This is a genomic window from Archangium violaceum, assembly GCF_016887565.1.
GTDB classification, from domain to species: Bacteria; Myxococcota; Myxococcia; order Myxococcales; family Myxococcaceae; genus Archangium; species Archangium violaceum_B.
Map to the genome: position 1 here is coordinate 5387434 of NZ_CP069396.1, position 14687 is coordinate 5402120.

At 66.0% G+C, this 14687-nt stretch carries 20 protein-coding genes; 12 read left to right on the top strand and 8 right to left on the bottom strand.

Annotated elements, in window-relative coordinates; translation table 11 throughout:
* Nucleotides 1–88: 88 nt before the first annotated feature.
* The 3 genes from JRI60_RS22020 to JRI60_RS22030 all read right to left on the bottom strand — a co-directional run bounded on the left by JRI60_RS22020 (nt 89) and on the right by JRI60_RS22030 (nt 2353).
* On the bottom strand, nt 89–910 hold the full coding sequence (locus JRI60_RS22020; RefSeq protein ID WP_204227801.1) for a peptidoglycan-binding protein: 822 nt from the start codon (nt 908–910) through the stop codon (nt 89–91).
* Between the two features lie 182 nt (nt 911–1092).
* Complete coding sequence (locus tag JRI60_RS22025) at nt 1093–1347, bottom strand: hypothetical protein (RefSeq protein ID WP_204227802.1); 255 nt, start codon at nt 1345–1347, stop codon at nt 1093–1095.
* Nucleotides 1348–1525: 178 nt separating this feature from the next.
* Nucleotides 1526–2353, bottom strand: a complete 828-nt coding sequence (locus tag JRI60_RS22030; RefSeq protein ID WP_204227803.1) for an SDR family oxidoreductase — start codon at nt 2351–2353, stop codon at nt 1526–1528.
* 178 nt (nt 2354–2531) lie between these two features.
* On the opposite strand from JRI60_RS22030, the gene JRI60_RS22035 reads away from it, so the two are divergent.
* The 5 genes from JRI60_RS22035 (at nt 2532) to JRI60_RS22055 (ending at nt 6664) form a co-directional block, all read left to right on the top strand.
* Nucleotides 2532–3080, top strand: a complete 549-nt coding sequence (locus JRI60_RS22035) for a TetR family transcriptional regulator (protein WP_204227804.1) — start codon at nt 2532–2534, stop codon at nt 3078–3080.
* A gap of 274 nt (nt 3081–3354) precedes the next feature.
* Entirely contained in the window at nt 3355–4092 is a 738-nt protein-coding gene (locus JRI60_RS22040; RefSeq protein WP_204227805.1) for a TetR/AcrR family transcriptional regulator, read from the top strand.
* Between the two features lie 19 nt (nt 4093–4111).
* Entirely contained in the window at nt 4112–4537 is a 426-nt protein-coding gene (locus JRI60_RS22045; protein WP_204227806.1) for a VOC family protein, read from the top strand.
* A gap of 247 nt (nt 4538–4784) precedes the next feature.
* Complete coding sequence (locus tag JRI60_RS22050) at nt 4785–5597, top strand: helix-turn-helix domain-containing protein (protein ID WP_204227807.1); 813 nt, start codon at nt 4785–4787, stop codon at nt 5595–5597.
* Nucleotides 5598–5815: 218 nt separating this feature from the next.
* Nucleotides 5816–6664, top strand: a complete 849-nt coding sequence (locus tag JRI60_RS22055; protein WP_204227808.1) for a class I SAM-dependent methyltransferase — start codon at nt 5816–5818, stop codon at nt 6662–6664.
* An 88-nt stretch (nt 6665–6752) separates the two neighbouring features.
* Here the strand turns inward: JRI60_RS22055 and JRI60_RS53480 are convergent, their stop codons facing one another.
* Both JRI60_RS53480 and JRI60_RS22065 read right to left on the bottom strand, forming a co-directional pair.
* A complete protein-coding gene (locus tag JRI60_RS53480; RefSeq protein ID WP_239470658.1) occupies nt 6753–8090 on the bottom strand; it encodes a hypothetical protein in 1338 nt (445 codons plus the stop codon).
* Nucleotides 8091–8338: 248 nt separating this feature from the next.
* A complete protein-coding gene (locus tag JRI60_RS22065) occupies nt 8339–8572 on the bottom strand; it encodes a hypothetical protein (RefSeq protein WP_204227809.1) in 234 nt (77 codons plus the stop codon).
* 175 nt (nt 8573–8747) lie between these two features.
* Here JRI60_RS22065 and JRI60_RS53485 point away from each other — a divergent pair, with 175 nt between their 5' ends.
* Both JRI60_RS53485 and JRI60_RS22070 read left to right on the top strand, forming a co-directional pair.
* Nucleotides 8748–8894, top strand: coding sequence for a DUF6310 domain-containing protein (locus tag JRI60_RS53485; protein ID WP_239470659.1), 147 nt, complete (start codon nt 8748–8750; stop codon nt 8892–8894).
* A gap of 1 nt (nt 8895) precedes the next feature.
* Entirely contained in the window at nt 8896–9654 is a 759-nt protein-coding gene (locus JRI60_RS22070) for a DUF5953 family protein (protein ID WP_204227810.1), read from the top strand.
* A gap of 290 nt (nt 9655–9944) precedes the next feature.
* Here the strand turns inward: JRI60_RS22070 and JRI60_RS22075 are convergent.
* Nucleotides 9945–10762 (bottom strand): IS5 family transposase gene (locus JRI60_RS22075; protein WP_430384330.1). Its coding sequence is split into 2 segments (ribosomal slippage): nt 9945–10420 and nt 10420–10762, totalling 819 coding nucleotides; the frame shifts between segments, so codons are not numbered across the junction.
* 449 nt (nt 10763–11211) lie between these two features.
* On the opposite strand from JRI60_RS22075, the gene JRI60_RS22080 reads away from it, so the two are divergent.
* The 5 genes from JRI60_RS22080 to JRI60_RS22095 all read left to right on the top strand — a co-directional run bounded on the left by JRI60_RS22080 (nt 11212) and on the right by JRI60_RS22095 (nt 13452).
* Nucleotides 11212–11688, top strand: a complete 477-nt coding sequence (locus tag JRI60_RS22080; protein ID WP_204227811.1) for a hypothetical protein — start codon at nt 11212–11214, stop codon at nt 11686–11688.
* Entirely contained in the window at nt 11688–12260 is a 573-nt protein-coding gene (locus JRI60_RS22085) for a TetR/AcrR family transcriptional regulator (RefSeq protein WP_204227812.1), read from the top strand. The genes JRI60_RS22080 and JRI60_RS22085 overlap by 1 nt, the downstream gene beginning before the upstream one ends.
* A gap of 117 nt (nt 12261–12377) precedes the next feature.
* Nucleotides 12378–12674, top strand: a complete 297-nt coding sequence (locus JRI60_RS53490) for a hypothetical protein (protein WP_239470660.1) — start codon at nt 12378–12380, stop codon at nt 12672–12674.
* A gap of 75 nt (nt 12675–12749) precedes the next feature.
* Nucleotides 12750–12995 (top strand): hypothetical protein, encoded by a 246-nt coding sequence (locus JRI60_RS53495; RefSeq protein WP_239470661.1) that lies wholly within the window; start codon nt 12750–12752, stop codon nt 12993–12995.
* A 7-nt stretch (nt 12996–13002) separates the two neighbouring features.
* Nucleotides 13003–13452 carry a hypothetical protein gene (locus JRI60_RS22095; protein WP_204227813.1) on the top strand — a complete coding sequence of 150 codons (450 nt, stop codon included), beginning with the start codon at nt 13003–13005 and terminating at the stop codon, nt 13450–13452.
* A gap of 91 nt (nt 13453–13543) precedes the next feature.
* Here JRI60_RS22095 and JRI60_RS22100 read toward each other — a convergent pair whose 3' ends face one another.
* Nucleotides 13544–13687 carry a hypothetical protein gene (locus tag JRI60_RS22100; protein ID WP_204227814.1) on the bottom strand — a complete coding sequence of 48 codons (144 nt, stop codon included), beginning with the start codon at nt 13685–13687 and terminating at the stop codon, nt 13544–13546.
* A 183-nt stretch (nt 13688–13870) separates the two neighbouring features.
* Complete coding sequence (locus tag JRI60_RS22105) at nt 13871–14344, bottom strand: hypothetical protein (RefSeq protein ID WP_204227815.1); 474 nt, start codon at nt 14342–14344, stop codon at nt 13871–13873.
* Between the last annotated feature and the right edge of the window lie 343 nt (nt 14345–14687).

Sequence of the window (14687 nt, forward strand, 5' to 3'; positions counted from 1 at the left end):
ACGGAGAGGAGGGCGGTGCGAGTGAGTCGGGTCTTCTGTTGCTTACTGAACCAGGTGGAGGCGGAGTTGGGGTCCCGCCCGGTCCCGCCTAATGGGCGAGCATGGTCAGCGCGCGTCGGTAGAAGACCATGTGCCTGGGCAGCACGGTGTCGCGCCCGATGAAGCGGCGGGTGATTTCCTCGAAGTCCCCCTGGTCCGCCAGGGGGTTGAGGTCACGGCTGGTCCAGTACCAGGCCGCCACGCGGAAACCCACTTCGGGGTTCGCGGCGAGCTCGGGGTCGTTCTCCAGGTCGATTCCCAGCGCCTTGCCGGCGGCACGGTAGTTGGCCCGGCCGGTGAGCAGGAAGGGGCCACGGCCCTTGTAGCGAGCGCCGTCCCCGGGCCGCACGTTGCCCAGGTCTTCCCGTCCCTCGTACTGCTCGCCTGAATCTGGCTCCTCGAACCGATTGAGCTGGCCCGTCACGAAGGCGAGCTCCGCGAGGAAGGCCGCCTGACGCTGGGGCGTCGTGATGTCCGCCTCGATCATCGCCTTGTTGAGGTGCGGCAGCAGCTCGGCGGCCCGCATTTCCGAGCAGTTGGGCATGACGGTTCGCAGCTGCTCCAGGGTGAGGCCCGGGCCTTCGGGCTCTTCCTGCTCCGGAGGCCGGAAGTGGACCCCGAGTTCGCTCCAGGTGTCGGAGTCCACGATGCCGTCCTCGTTCATTCCCCTGCCTCGCTGGAAGGACAGCACCGCATCCTCCGTCTGCGAGCCGAAGAAGCCATCCGTCGGGCCGGGGTTGAAGCCGGCTGCCGTCAGCTTGCGTTGCAGCTCCATCACCAACGGGCCACGCGAGCCCTTGTGCAGCACGGTGGACAGGCCCACGGACGTGAGTTGAAGGAACGTCGTGTCGATCTCGGTAGGAGTTGGCATCACGGAAACCTCCCTCTGCTTCAAGGTGTGGTGGTGCCAGCGGCTTTGTGAAGGCTGGCAACTCCCAGACAGGCATCCGCTCCCCGCCAGGGCAGAGAGAGGACCTGACCCGGAGGACTCGCCTCCACGGTCCGCTGCTCGGTGTCACCCTCGAAGGGCTCGAGCTTGTCCGCCGTGGAGTCTTAGAACAGGACGGGGATGGTGGAGAAGCCGCGCAGCCCGGCGCCCGCGCCGGTGCCCCACTTCAGCTCCTCGGCGGGGATGGCCAAGCACATCTGGGTCCTGCGCGCGCCGTCCTGGGCGGGGTCGAAGCGGTCCGAGTTCATGATGCGCTCGGCCCAGACGTGGATGCGCTCGCGGTCCTCCTCGGGGATGCCGAGCATGTCACTGATGACGGTGATGGGCATGGGGTGGGCGAAGGCGGGGACCAGGTCCATGCGGCGCTCACCGGGGGCCTCGTCACGGGAGGCGGCCTCGCGCTCGGCGCGGTCGAGCAGGGTGCTTGCGGCTGTCGACGTGGACCGTGTCGCTGAGGTTGCGGGGGCATCCTCCTGGAGCACCCGTGGGGCTCCATCCCGGGTTGTTTATGTGCTTGGGCGGGGTTGGCCCCACTGCTCAGGACGGCGACGTCCCCTCGGCCTCCACCGAGACCTGCTCCCACTCGCCCCAGGTCTTCAGCCGCTGGGTGTAGAGGTGCTGCACCAGCTTCGTCGGCATCTGGCCGAAGAGAACGCGCAGGGGGGGCTTCTCCGCGTCGACCACCTTCAGCAACGCGCGCGCGGCGGCCTTGGGATCGCCGGCCTTCGCACCGCTCCTCTGACTGGCGAGTGCCGTGCGCAGGCCGTCGTAGGCGGGATGGGGCTTCGAGCGCACCGCGGAGGCGCCCCCCCAATCCGTGGCGAAGAGGCCCGGCTCGACGAGGGTGACCTTGATGCCAAGGCCCCCCACCTCCTGCGCGAGGGACTCGCTGAAGCCCTCGAGTGCCCACTTGGATGCGTGGTAGCCGCCCAGGTTGGGGAACGCGCCGACTCCACCGATGCTCGAAATCTGGAGGATGTGCCCGCTCTTCTGGGCCCGGAGCGTGGGCAGCACCGCCTGCGTCACCCACAGCGCGCCGAGCACGTTGACGTCGAGCTGATGCCGGATGTCCTGTTCCGAGAGCTCCTCGATGGCACCGAACAGGCCGAAGCCCGCGTTGTTGACGACGACATCGAGACGGCCGAAGCGCTCGGTGGCCCTGCCCACGGCCTGGAACACCGCATCCCGGTTCGTGACATCGAGTGTGAGGACGAGGAGTGCCTCCCCGTACTGGCGACTCAGGTCGGCCAGCGCGTCGGCGTTGCGGACCGTCGCCGCGACCCGGTCTCCCCGGCCGAGGGCCGCCTCGACGAACGCGCGGCCAAACCCGCGAGATGCTCCTGTGATGAACCAGACCTTGCTCATGTTTCCTCCAGCGTCCGACCCTCGTTGATGTTGGCTGTTTGTGTCAAATGTGGCAGTCAATGTCAAGAAAGGCATATTCTGACATTGTGTTCTGTTGTCGTATGCTGACGGGATGAGGAGCCGGAAGACCAAGGAAGCAGCAACAGGGTTGCGAGAGCGGACGCGACGAGCGGTTCAGGTGGAGATCGCGAATGCGGCCATGCAGCTCTTCCTCACGCGGGGCTTCGATGCGACGACCACCGAGCAGATCGCCGCCGCGGCGGGAATCTCCACGAGGAGTTTCTTCCGCTATTTCGAGACGAAGGAGGACGTGGTCCTCGGGTACTTGTCCGAAACGGGGCTCGCCCTGCAGCAGGCGCTGGAGGCGCGTCCACTCTCCGAGAGCCCCTGGGCCGCCCTGCGCCGCGCCTTCGACGTGGTGTGCGAGGGCACGAAGCGCGACCCGGAACGCGCTCTCCGAGGCGCCCGGATGCTCGCGCAGACCCCGTCGCTTCGGGCGCGGCACACGGAGAAGCAGATGCAGTGGCACGACGCGCTCGTGCCCGCCATCGTGAAGCGCCTCCCGCCGCGTGCCGGGTCACCGCAGGGGGACCCTCGTGCGGCCGCCATCGTGGCCGCGGCCCTGGCGTGTCTGGATGCCGCGCTCGCAGCGTGGACGGCATCCGGAGGCAAGGCGGATATGGGGGCCCTTCTTGATGACGCGATCCAGGCGGTCCGTCACCCATAACTCCCGCCCCGGAGTCGGCGGGAGTTGATGCACTACCGCTCGCGCCTGCTCCGACGTGGACAGAAACCATGCGAAGAGGGCTGCCGGCCTCTCCACCGGCCTGTGGCGCACAGCTCGGCGGCACCCGTCCGCGGCCCTCCTTGGCCCCTCTGCTCAAGCCCTCACCCTCAACAGGCCTCCCATTCGCCCGGTGCTTGAATAACGACACCGGACAATTTCGGAACTTGACGGTTCCGGAACTCAGCAGTATCAATATCATCTCAAGGATGACTGCATGACTCAGAACGATGACGACGCCGTTGCCGTCGAGCCTGCACAGCCAGGACGCAAGCGAGACCACTCGCGCGACGCAAAGATTCTCGACGCCACGCTCGAGGTTCTCGCCGAGGTGGGCGCAGCGGGCCTGACAATGGACATCGTGGCCGCGCGAGCCGGAGCAGGGAAGGCGACCATCTACCGCCGATGGACGTCGAAGACAGAGCTGGTCATCGACGCCGTCGCGCACATGAAACGCAATCAGGTCGATCTCGAGCGTCTGCCCGACACGGGCACGCTCCGCGGAGACCTGCTCGGCCTGTTCAAGCCGCAGTCGATCGAAGAAAGCGAGCGCAAGCTCAAGATCATGACGGGGCTCGCCTCGTTGCTCTCGCAAGACCAGGCGCTCGCCGACGCAGCAAACGCCGCGGTGGTTCAACCGTGGGCCGAAGCGCACTTCGCGCTGATGCGGCGAGCGGTCGAACGCGGTGAGATCTCGGCGTCCGCCGACATCGGCACTCTGTCCCAGGTCATCCCGTCGATGGCCGCCTACCGCACCCTGGTTCAGCGCAAGCCGATCGACCTGGCCTTCCTCGTGTCGATGGTTGACGGAGTCATCGTGCCAGCCCTGCGGCGTCAGCCCTCGGAGGTACCACCCGATTCGACAGGTCACAGACCTGTTCCCACCACCTCACGGGTCGACGAGCCCCCGTCGCCCCGACGAGCCGCGAGCGTGCGGAAACGCTCGAAAATCTGAACCTGCATAGGAGAGAGTCATGACCGTCAGCGTTACCAACCACCTCAACTTCCGTGGCGATGCTCGTGCGGCGCTGGAGTTCTACCAGTCCGTGTTCGGCGGAGACATCGCCATCGTCACCTACAAGGACGCCCAGAACGTCCAGGCTCCGTCCGAGGCGAACCAGGTGATGTGGGGCCAGGTCGCCGCCAAGAACGGCTTCCGCGTGATGGCGTACGACGTGCCGTCCCGGATGCCGTGGGACCCAGGCAAGAATGCATCCTTCGTCTCTGTCCGCGGTGACTCGGATAAGGAAATCACCGCGTTCTGGGAAAAGCTCTCCGTTGGCGCGACCGTCGCGCAGCCGCTGGGGCCGTCGGGATGGGCGCCCCTCTACGGCATGCTCAAGGACCGCTTCGGCATCACGTGGGTCCTGGATGTCGCTACGGGGTACAAGGCGCCCTGAGTCAGCGAAGGAACGGGCGCGGAGCCGCCAGGCAAAGAGCCCTTCCGTAGAGCCGGATGACGCGAGGCGGTTCAGTGCCCTGGGCGCCGCGCGTCACCTGGCGAAGGCGGAAGCAGCGCCGGCGGGGGCGCTTGAAAGTCATGCGAACTACTCGCATAGTTCGAGTTCGAGGCGTTCGAAGTGCTCCAGCGCGATGTCTCCGAGCACCTGGGCTTTCCGGCATCTGCAAGAGCTGTCAGCGCACATCATGACCCACGCGCTCTATCGCCCAAGGGCACCTCTGGATCGGCTCGTCGACTTCTTCTGGGTGTCCAACGCCCATGTCGCGCAGGCTCCGCGAGAGCGCGTGCTGCCGACGGGCGCGCAGGCGCTCGTCGTCCACCTCGGAGAGAGCCCGATGCGCATCTATCCCGATGAGCGAACGAGCGAGCCGGCCGAGCTCTCCGGGGCCATCTTGTGCGGCGCGCGGCAGAGCCCGCTGCTCATCGGCACCTCGCATGGCTCGACCGTCGGCGTCCACTTCAAGCCTGGCGGAGCACGCCCCTTCTTCGATGTCCCCGCCGACGCGACGGCGGAGCAGACCGTCTCGCTGGAAGCACTGTGGGGCACGTCAGCCCGTTCACTGCGTGAGCGACTCATGGAGGCACCCACGCCGGTCGATCGAGTGCGTCTCTTGGAGGCCCTGCTTCTCGAACGAGTCCGCCGCTCGTTCGACCTGGGCCCCGCGCTCCGCGCGTCTCTCCGCGCGTTCGAAGAACCCACCCTCACGTCGGTTGCGGAGGTCAATCGCCGGACGGGGCTTTCGCCGAAGCGCCTCCTGGCGCTTTTCCGCGACGAGGTCGGCTTGAGCCCCAAGTCCTTCTGGCGCGTCCGACGGTTTCGAGCAGCGTTGCGCGACCTGGAGCAAGGGGCCTTGCGGGGTGCGGCCCTGGCCTACGAGCACGGCTACTGCGACCAGGCCCATTTCCTTCGCGAGTTCCGCGCCATCGCGGGCTCGAGCCCGCGCGAGTGGCTCTCGGCGCGTGTCGCGGGCACCGACCACGTCTCGGTGTACGGGTAAAAAAATCCAATACGCGGCGCCGCGCCCGCGCTTTCCTCGGCGGCATGAGCCCAAGTGAACGCTCCGCGCACCGTGCGTCGGCCTTGACGGAAAGATCGAACTTCCAGAGTCGGGCACATGGGCTCGATCGTCCGGCTTCGCGCGGAGCTGCTCGAGGCCGGATGGTCGAAGCGTAGCATTCGCACCAAACCATACTGGGCCTACGGAAAGCGTGGACTATGAAGACGAACAAGCACTCCACAGAGTTCGACTGGGCCGCGACCCGAGGCGAGAAGTGGCGCGCCAGGCTCGACGGCATGGAAAGAATGCTCGCGCCCATCGACGCGCCGCTGATCCATGCGCTGCGTCTCGACGGGCCTGTTCGGATCGCCGACGTCGCATGTGGCGGCGGCGGAACGACGCTGGAGATCCTCCGTCGAGCGCCAGAGGGGAGCATCGTTGACGGGTTCGACATCTCGCCGGGGTTGATCGAGACGGCACGCGCTCGCATTCCACCCGATGAGCGCGCCATCTCCTTCACGAGAGTGGACGTGGCGACGACGCCACCGCCCGGGGGCCCCTACGAGCGGCTCACCTCACGTTTCGGAGTGATGTTCTTCGACGACGCACCCGCCGCCTTCCGCAACCTCGCGGGCTGGCTCGCGCCGGGTGGTCGCTTCGCCTTCGCGGTCTGGGGGCGACCCGCTGACAATCCGTGGGTGACGACGGTGCGCGATGTCGTTGCCGGGTTCGTCGACGTGCCACCGTCCGACCCCGACGCTCCAGGCCCGTTTCGCTACGGCCAGGCCGACACGCTATTGAAATTGCTTCGGCAGGCTGGTTTCGGCGAGGTGGAAGTGAGCGAGTGGCGCGAAGGGCTCGCGATCGGCGGTGGCCTCGGTGCGGCAGATGCAGCGGACTTCGCGCTCGCGGCCTTCTCGATCGCGGAGCCCTTGGCCAAGACGGACGACGTTGTGCGCGGCAACGCGCGTCGAGCCTTGACGGAACGCTTCTCGCGCCACCTGCGAGACGGAGTCGTTCGACTGGATGCGAGGGTCAACCTCGTGACGGGTCAGGTCTGCAAGTGACATCCGGGTGAGCCGGTTGCACCGAGCTGCTCGAGCCATGCCTCCAGTGATCGACGAGAGGGTCCCCTGTGAGGAGGACCCTCTCGAATCAGATGGGCAGCATGTTGACGACGTCCTTCACCTCCTGGGGAGCGGCATCGGTCTCACCCAGCGCGCCCGTGTAGGCGCCCAGCAGCGCGGAGGCGGGGTTGACCTTGCCAGTCCCCAGCGCCCCGAGCACTCCCTCGGCGGCCCCCTTCCAGGTCTTGACCATCCCACCCAGGCCCCCCTCGATGACGCCCTTGACGCCACCCTCGGAGTTGCCAATCCCGGTCAGGACATTGCTGACGCCCGGCAGGAACCACAAGTGCTTGCCCGCCTCGCCGGCGAACCACTGGAAGTTGTCCTTGTTGCTCCCGTCCTTCTTGACGTGGGTGTCGGACGTGGTCGGCAGCCGGTGCTCCGAGCCCAGGGAGGCGTAGCCCTTCTCGGCGAAGTCCTTGACCATTCCGGCCTCGGTGCCGTGCCGGGCGTCTCCATCCTTGGTGATGCCCTCGATGTTGCCGTCTCCCTTTCCGCCCTTGACCTTGCCCGTCCGCTCCCCACCGTCGGAAATCTTGGAGCTGTCGATGTACTCCAGCACCTTCGCCAGCCGGTAGACGGCATCGGGGTTCTGACGGGAATCCTTCAGGTCGAGCTTGGCATCCACGCCGGTCTGCTTGCACAACTCATTGAACTTGATGTCCTTCTGACGACCGAGCTTGGCCAGCGCGGGAGAATCGTTGACGATGTCCGCCGCCGAGCGGGTGTCCCCCTGCGGCCGCTTGTCCGTGGCCTGGGGAATGGGCGTCCCGTCCTCCGCGGTCGGCGCGGCGGCTTTGCTCGGGGGATTCTTGCTCACGGCCGAGGGGCCGCCGGTAGGGATGGCCGTGGCGGGGGCAAGGTCCCCGCCAAAGCCAGGGAGCATGCCGCCGGCCGAGAAGGGGTCCATCATCGGCGCACCGGCCAGCTCCGGCGGCAGGCCACCAGCGGAGGCGTACGGGTCCATCATCGGCGCACCAACGAAGCCCTGGTCCAGCAGACCCGCGGCCGCGTAGGGGTCCATCGCGGGCGCCATCATCTGCGGCGCCATCATGCCGAGTGTGGAGGCGGCGTCGAGTCCGGCTCCGGCCAGCCCCGCGGCCCCCTGGGCGACCCCGCTGAAGGCATCACCCACGCCACCCAACATTTTGCCCGGCTTGTTGAGCTTGGGGTTGTTCAGCCCGTTGAGCTCGAAGCTGTCCCGGTTGAAGCCCGGACCGTTCAGGCCCGGCTTGTTGCCGTTGATGTCGGGGCGCGGCGTGAACTGGGGCTTCACGTCCGGCTTGGGAGCGCTGGGCTTGAAATCCGGAATCTTGTTGCCGCCACCCTTGAAGAGGTTGCTCGCACCACCGAGTTTGATGCCCATGACGTGCTCCGGAAGAAAGAGGATTGAGAAGAGGAAGCCGAGATGGCGAAGCGTTAGTGCAGCGTGCGTGCCAGGCCTTGGTTCCTGGCCAGACGCTGTCTTCTCAAGGGGTTGGGCCAAGGGGTGCGCGCCTCAGGGGGCCAGGCTGGTGACGAGGCTCACCAGGGGGAGGGTGGAGTCGAGTCACCACTGATGACCGGAGTCACCAGGGGGGCTGGGACTGCCGGGTGTAGAGGCGGGCCGAGGCGTCATCCACGGGGTCGGCGAAACATCGGCATTACGAGCGGCCCCGCACCGACCTGGATCACCCGCTGCTCCTCGAAGCTGCTCATCGCCTGCGCGAGCGCGCCCATCCCGCAGTCGATGCCACGGCCCCACGCCTTCGCGTCGACTCCCACCTTGGGCCCGCGCATCCGGCTCGTTTCCACGCCGATGGAGCCGGCACCGGAACGGTCGTGGATTGGAAAGGCGGACCTGGACAAGGCCAGACCGTCGTCCGCCCTGGGTCGACGCTCAACGGGAGTTCGAGGCACGGCTGCGGGCCGTCTCGGAGTCCTCGCGGCAACTCATGGTGGAACTTGAGGTTCAGCCTCGTGCGGCGAAAGCACCGGCCCGGGAGCCGCCGTCGCAGATCGGTCCCAGGACTTTCTTGCTAGAGTGAAGTTGCCGGAATTACAACGCGAGGACAGGCTCGCCAGACAGTGTGGGTATAACTTCATCGTTGGCGTCAAAAGCGCCGCGCACAAAGCCGTGTTGTTTAAACTAGACCGCACCCTCAAAGTTGTCGTCATGGATTGGTGCTGAGATGGCAGCCACACAAAAATCTTTACACCTTACCGTCTACGCACCTGCGCTTGTGGGCGACGATGGGCGTCCTCTTGCCATCGTCCATGGAATGGAGCGCGCGGTTCCCGGCTTGCGGCTGGGGTGGACGACTTCTGAAAAGGACGACCTCATTGCATTGCCGCACCGTGATGAGTGGGTCGCGACAGACAGGACAGACAACGGGTTTCCGTTCCTCTGCAATGACGACGAGAATCGCGTCGTGACGCTTACCGGATGGGAGAACGCGAGAGGTCTTGCCGCGGACATGACGCCACACTTTGAAGTCCACGCGAGGCTGCCACACGACGAAGCAGGTATTGCGGTGGCAGCGGATGCGCTGGAAGCCGTAGCGGAGGGCGCTCGCGCGATCTGGGGACACATGGATCCGGATGGGGTGGCCGAGACAGTGGCGCAGCAGTTTCGCCACCCGGGGGATGATCCGCATGTCCCGCCTAAAGGGTTGCCCTCGCTCAAACTCCCATGGGACATCCCCGCGCCTGAGATTCCGCACTTCCTCGGGTGGCTCAACTACTGGTCGGATGCTGCCGCACGAGCCATCGGCTTTCCGGACCCGACGCGCGACGCGGAGCTGCTCGCGCGCTCACGGCGTACCGCGATGGGCGGGTGGGTTGTCAGGCTCACCGATGCGCCGCTCGACCTGGACAACCCCGCCCACCTGGACGCGCTCAAGCGGGCCTACGAGTGCTTCCCGGAGATCGGCGGGCGCGTAGTCCCTTGAGGGGCACGGCTCGCGGTGGCAGTGCTCATGGTCCCGTCTTCTGGACTCGGCGGATTCAGGCCGGGCGAGCCAGTAGGAACCAGAATAATACGTTTCCATCATCGGACGGCTATCCCTTACGGGGTCGGGGGGGTTGGGGGAATATGAACGACCTCGATGTCTTCGAGGCCGTTGGCCTTGAACAGCTTCCTGAGTACACCCGCCACCCCGAAGGGCCGCTCCCGAAACGCCACGGAGTGCTTAGAGCTCGTTTCAAAAATGGACCTGAGAGGTCAGGTAACATGCCCTGCCTATTCAGGGCCATTTCGTAAATGGCGCTCAAGCACGCGATAGAGAAGGAGGCAGTGGCCAAGGCGAAGGAGTGCCAGGTGCATCTGTGGGTTCCGCTCTTCGCGAATCCGCAGGCGTTTCATCTGGTGGAACCAGTCCAGGGAGCGCTCCACCACCCAGCGATGGCGTCCCAAACGCTCCTTCGACTCCACGCCTCGGCGGGCGATGCGGGGAACGATGTGGCGCTTCCGTAATCCCCGGCGGGTATCGGCATAATCGTACCCCTTGTCGCCGTGCCCTTTCGCCGGACGCCTGCGTGGCCTGCCTCGTGGCCCCTTGATGGGGAGGATGGCGTCGAGGAGCGGCAGCGCCTCGCGCTTGTCGTGCACGTTGGCGGCCGACAGCAAGGTGGCCAGCGGCAGGCCCCGGCGGTCTACGACCAGGTGGTGCTTGCTGCCCGCCTTTCCTCTGTCCGTTGGATTCGGGCCTGTTTGGGCCCCCCTTTTATCGCCCGTAGGCTGCTGGAGTCGAACGAGGCCCGGCTCCAGTCAATGAGCCCCTTGTGCCCCAACTCGTTCAGCAACACCCGCTGGAGCTTCTCGAAGACTCCTGCTCGGCTCCACTTTCGCAGCCTCCTCCAGCACGTCGCCCCGCTGCACCCGAACACCTCGGCTGGCAGGTCTCTCCAGGCGATGCCCGTCCTGAGCACGAAGATAATGCCCCGCAGGCACGCCCTATCGTCGCGCAATGGACGACCTCTTCTCCCTTTGCGGCGATGTCGTGGCAGCAGCGGCTCCACCCTCGCCCACAGCTCGTCCGGGACCAGTTCGCGCCTCATGCTTGCGAGGATGAGCACCAGGTACGTAGAGGGAAGTCTGGATACCTCTGCGGTTCATTTATGAAACAATCCCGGGGAGGCAGGTCAGATGACCTAGGCTCCCTGGTCCATTTTTGAAACGAGCTCTTAGCACTTGGAACGGCCGACGTGGCCTGATCAACTCGATCCAGCGCAGGGGGCCCCAGAGCGCGTCGGACGTCGAGAGCCTCGGCCGCTGGTCGCGGCGCCGGACCGCTCGCCGCGCCGGCCTCGCTGATGCCTGTCTCGGTGGATCCCGTGCTCATCTGATTCCTCCCGTGAAGTGTTCTCGGCGGCGGTGAACGATGCCTTCCAGAGGGAGTAAGCGCGAAGCCGACGAATTTACTCCTGGACGGGAACCCCGGTCCCGGTGAGGTCGAGAAGGAATGCCGGAGTGGACCACTGGGGTGTACCGGTGGTACACCCCTCGGATGCATATTGTCATTCGCATCCTCGGAACCGCAGCTGTGACTGCGCTTCTCACCTACCCGTTGTGGTCTCCGGAGTGGGGGACTGGGCTGCTGGGTGAGATCGTTCTGGTCCCATTTCCGGGCAACCTCCTGATCATCGTCGGCTTCCTCGGACTGGTCGCCTGGTACTGCGCCTCCCTGCAGCAAACGCTGCGCAGAGCCGGGGCCGCAAGACCAGCGTCGGTGTGGTGGATGTTCGCGATCCCAGCGAACTTCGTTGAGGACTTCTATATCGTCGACCGCGTCAGTGACGCTCTGCGTCCGAGCACTTCCTCGGTGACGTTGCTGAGCTGGACGGCCCTCGGGTATGGCTGGTGCGGGTTCCAGATCCTCTCTCTGTTCCCGGGTCCGGTCGGGGTGGTGAGCGGGGGAGTCGCCATCGTGCTGTGGTTGACTCACTGGGTGTTCACGCTCATCTTGAACCGACGGTTGCGCTGATGCCGCTGCCACGATTCGACCGATTGCCGGCCGACGACAAGGCTGCGATCCTCTCCGTCGCCCGGGCGCATTTCGCCCGCGACGGGTACGACGGAGCCTCATACAACAAGATCATCCATGAGGCTGGAATCTCCAAGACCTCGGCGTACCACTACTTCGACGGGAAGTCGGACCTTTTTGCCACCGTGCTGGCCGACTGCGTGACCCGGGCCCAGACCGAGATCGGCGACTGGACGCCGGCGACTGACGCGGCCGGCTTCTGGGCGCAGCTGACGGCCACGAGCCACACCCTCGTCCAGCACCTCAACACCCACCCCGATGACCGGTCCGTGCTCGCGCAAGCACCTCGGTCACCGGAACCGAACCCGTGGACGCAAGCGATGGTCGACGACGCCATCAGACTCAGACTCGTCAACCCAGCCGAACGGACCCTCATCACCGTTGCCACCCAAGGCGTCCTCGATGCGCTCGACGATCACGCCCTCGACCATCCGGCCCGCGCCTCGGAGATCGCCGGACAGTTGCCAATCCTCTTGGCCCGACTCTGGGCCGCGACAGCACCCGCACCCTGACCGTCCAAACGACCGGTCCGTCCCGGAGTGCAGAGGGCGGGTCTTTGGCGCTACCAAACTGGAAGCCTTCCACCTCCAGGAAGAGCTCATTCCGTATGATTTTCTTCTGAGATGCGCGTGACTCCTGACGTCCACTACAAGAACCGCGAGATGGAGGGCGAGCGGCTGGAGCTGACCGACAAGGAAGCCATCTACTGGCTCGGGCCCAACCTATCGCTCCGGCGCTGCACCGTGGTCCTCGGCATCGGAGGGCGGCAATTAGTTCCGATGTGGGGGAGGCTGATCGACTGCACCATCGAGGCAAAGCGTGAGTTCGCCGACGAGTGGTTGACGTCCCTGTCGTTCGAGGGCTGCCGGTTTAAGGGCCGCTATTCAAACGTCGGATTCGGGCAGCGAGTGGGAGTTGATACCTGATGGGAACACGGAGGGATCGCGAATTGCGATTTCTCCGAGGCCCGGCTGGACCTGTGCAGTTTCCATGGCTGCGACATGCGGACGATTCAGCTCCCGAAGTGGCCGTGCTTTACCATCCTGGACCCGCTCAAGCACGGACCGGAGCTGCTGAGCGTTCCCTGGCCGGGCGATTTCTTTCCGGTCATCCTCGAGGGTCCGCGAAAAGAGCGGCCTGATAGGGCCGCGCTGTCCTTCTACGCGCCGGCAGAGGCGAAGCGCTCTGGGACGACGCTGGAGGAACTCAAGGCGGCAGTGGAGCGATTCGACTTCATCGTGCGGTAAGGGAACAGTGCGAAACGAAGCGTACTCGGCCACTGCATCCGAGGTGGGCCCCGACGTGTACCGGTTGTGGGGCTTCCTCGATGCCAATGGTGACGCGGACCTGACCGTCGATGTGCTCGCTCAGCCAGGGGCGGGCGATTGGGTCCCCGAGTCCTCCGTCGAGCTGAACGTGCAGCCCGGGCAGGTGCTGGCGGTGGACCTCGCGCTGCCGCGCCGGGTGCTGCGTCCGCTCCCCGCGTTCCAGGTGGTGGAGCAGGGGGAGGGGAGCGTGCTGACCCTGACGGACTCGGCCACGGCGATCACCTCGTTCTCCGTGAAGAGCGAGGGCTTCGGATTGCTGCGCGGAGAGGCGCACCGGCGCGCCCGAGCCCGGCAAGATGACGTCGAACGAGGCGGACATCTTCTCGGGCATCCTCACCGCGATGGGCGTCGATACCTCCGGCAGCGGGTTGCCTGACGCGAGCGCATTCCGGCGCACCTGAGCGCTCCGCGAAGGTGTCAAACGACTCGTGGGGCGGGAATTCGTGGTGCGCGAGTAGCCGGAAGGCTCAGTCCAGGTGGCGCCAGAAGGAACCCCGCTCCGTGATGAGGTGCAGGGCCTCCCGCAGTTCCTCGTCATGCTCGGCGCGCGTGGCGAGGTTTGCCATCGAGACGATTCCCACGAACTGGCCGTCGCGTTCCACCACCGGCACGCGGCGCTAGGAGTCGTGTCGTTCATCCAGTTCTTCGGCTCGGCCGTGCTCCCCCAAGCAGGGGAGAAGCCGGAGCCGGAGGAGGAGAGCCCGTCCTTTGCCGCGAAGGTGGAGGAGCCGAAGAAGGAGCGCACACTGTGGCCCATCCCTTCGATGAGTACGCGCTCGGCACCGGGATGGCTTCTATCCCCGGGTGTCCGGCAGCCACTTCCGACCGAACGACCTGTGGTACCGGTATTGCCGCAACGTTCCGTCGGGACCGACCTCAAGCACCCGACGGCCTTTCAAGCTCTGGACGTATCTGTCGCCACAGCGGCAGCGCATCAGACTCCCAAGGCCTTCCTGGAGCACCCGCGCAGCCAGTTGCCGGTCGGTCTCCGGTAGATCCTGGACCATCCAGAGATGCACGTAATCGTCGGTGCCGCACCTGCCCTGGCGGCACATGGGCAGGCCAGGGCGCCACCATTCTCCGAAGCGAATCAGGCCGGCAATGAGCAGCCCGAGCAGGACGTAGGCCGCCAGCCCGGCCACGCCGCCCACTGTTCCATAGAGGACCACGCCGGGCAGCGACGTCTCGCCGCCGGAGACGCCGATGCCGACGCCGATGCTTGCTCCCATGATGGGAAAGAGGAGGAAGAGAAGCTCGATGAGCGTCATCGCAGCGGAGCACATCCAAGCCGCATGCCAGAGTCACCCGCTGGCAGGCCTTCGAGAGTGGAACACGCACTGTGACGCATCGTCGAGGAGGGTGAGCCTGGAGTGACAATCCGGCGCTCGCCCCGGCGCGGGTCGGCGGGCGGGTGGTGGCGACGCGACTGTCCGGCGGCGTTCCGCGGCCGTTCGGAGAGGTGGGCGCATGGGCCCCTGGCGCATGCGGCAGCCCTGCTTCACGCCAGGCCGATCCTTTGTCGCCGCGACCTCGAGGCATGACCTCTCAAGTTCTGAACCTGGAAGGAACTCCGGCCGTGGTATGAAGCGAGCACGCCGGGCTTCCGCTGAC

Bases quoted from the DNA above. Each gene is read 5' to 3' on its own strand.
- JRI60_RS22020 (WP_204227801.1), bottom strand. From the start codon at position 910: ATGCCAACTCCTACCGAGATCGACACGACGTTCCTTCAACTCACGTCC.
- JRI60_RS22025 (WP_204227802.1), bottom strand. From the start codon at position 1,347: ATGGACCTGGTCCCCGCCTTCGCCCACCCCATGCCCATCACCGTCATC.
- JRI60_RS22030 (WP_204227803.1), bottom strand. From the start codon at position 2,353: ATGAGCAAGGTCTGGTTCATCACAGGAGCATCTCGCGGGTTTGGCCGC.
- JRI60_RS22040 (WP_204227805.1), top strand. From the start codon at position 3,355: ATGACTCAGAACGATGACGACGCCGTTGCCGTCGAGCCTGCACAGCCA.
- JRI60_RS22045 (WP_204227806.1), top strand. From the start codon at position 4,112: ATGACCGTCAGCGTTACCAACCACCTCAACTTCCGTGGCGATGCTCGT.
- JRI60_RS22050 (WP_204227807.1), top strand. From the start codon at position 4,785: ATGACCCACGCGCTCTATCGCCCAAGGGCACCTCTGGATCGGCTCGTC.
- JRI60_RS22055 (WP_204227808.1), top strand. From the start codon at position 5,816: ATGAAGACGAACAAGCACTCCACAGAGTTCGACTGGGCCGCGACCCGA.
- JRI60_RS53480 (WP_239470658.1), bottom strand. From the start codon at position 8,090: ATGGGCATCAAACTCGGTGGTGCGAGCAACCTCTTCAAGGGTGGCGGC.
- JRI60_RS22070 (WP_204227810.1), top strand. From the start codon at position 8,896: ATGGCAGCCACACAAAAATCTTTACACCTTACCGTCTACGCACCTGCG.
- JRI60_RS22080 (WP_204227811.1), top strand. From the start codon at position 11,212: ATGCATATTGTCATTCGCATCCTCGGAACCGCAGCTGTGACTGCGCTT.
- JRI60_RS22085 (WP_204227812.1), top strand. From the start codon at position 11,688: ATGCCGCTGCCACGATTCGACCGATTGCCGGCCGACGACAAGGCTGCG.
- JRI60_RS53495 (WP_239470661.1), top strand. From the start codon at position 12,750: ATGCGGACGATTCAGCTCCCGAAGTGGCCGTGCTTTACCATCCTGGAC.
- JRI60_RS22105 (WP_204227815.1), bottom strand. From the start codon at position 14,344: ATGACGCTCATCGAGCTTCTCTTCCTCCTCTTTCCCATCATGGGAGCA.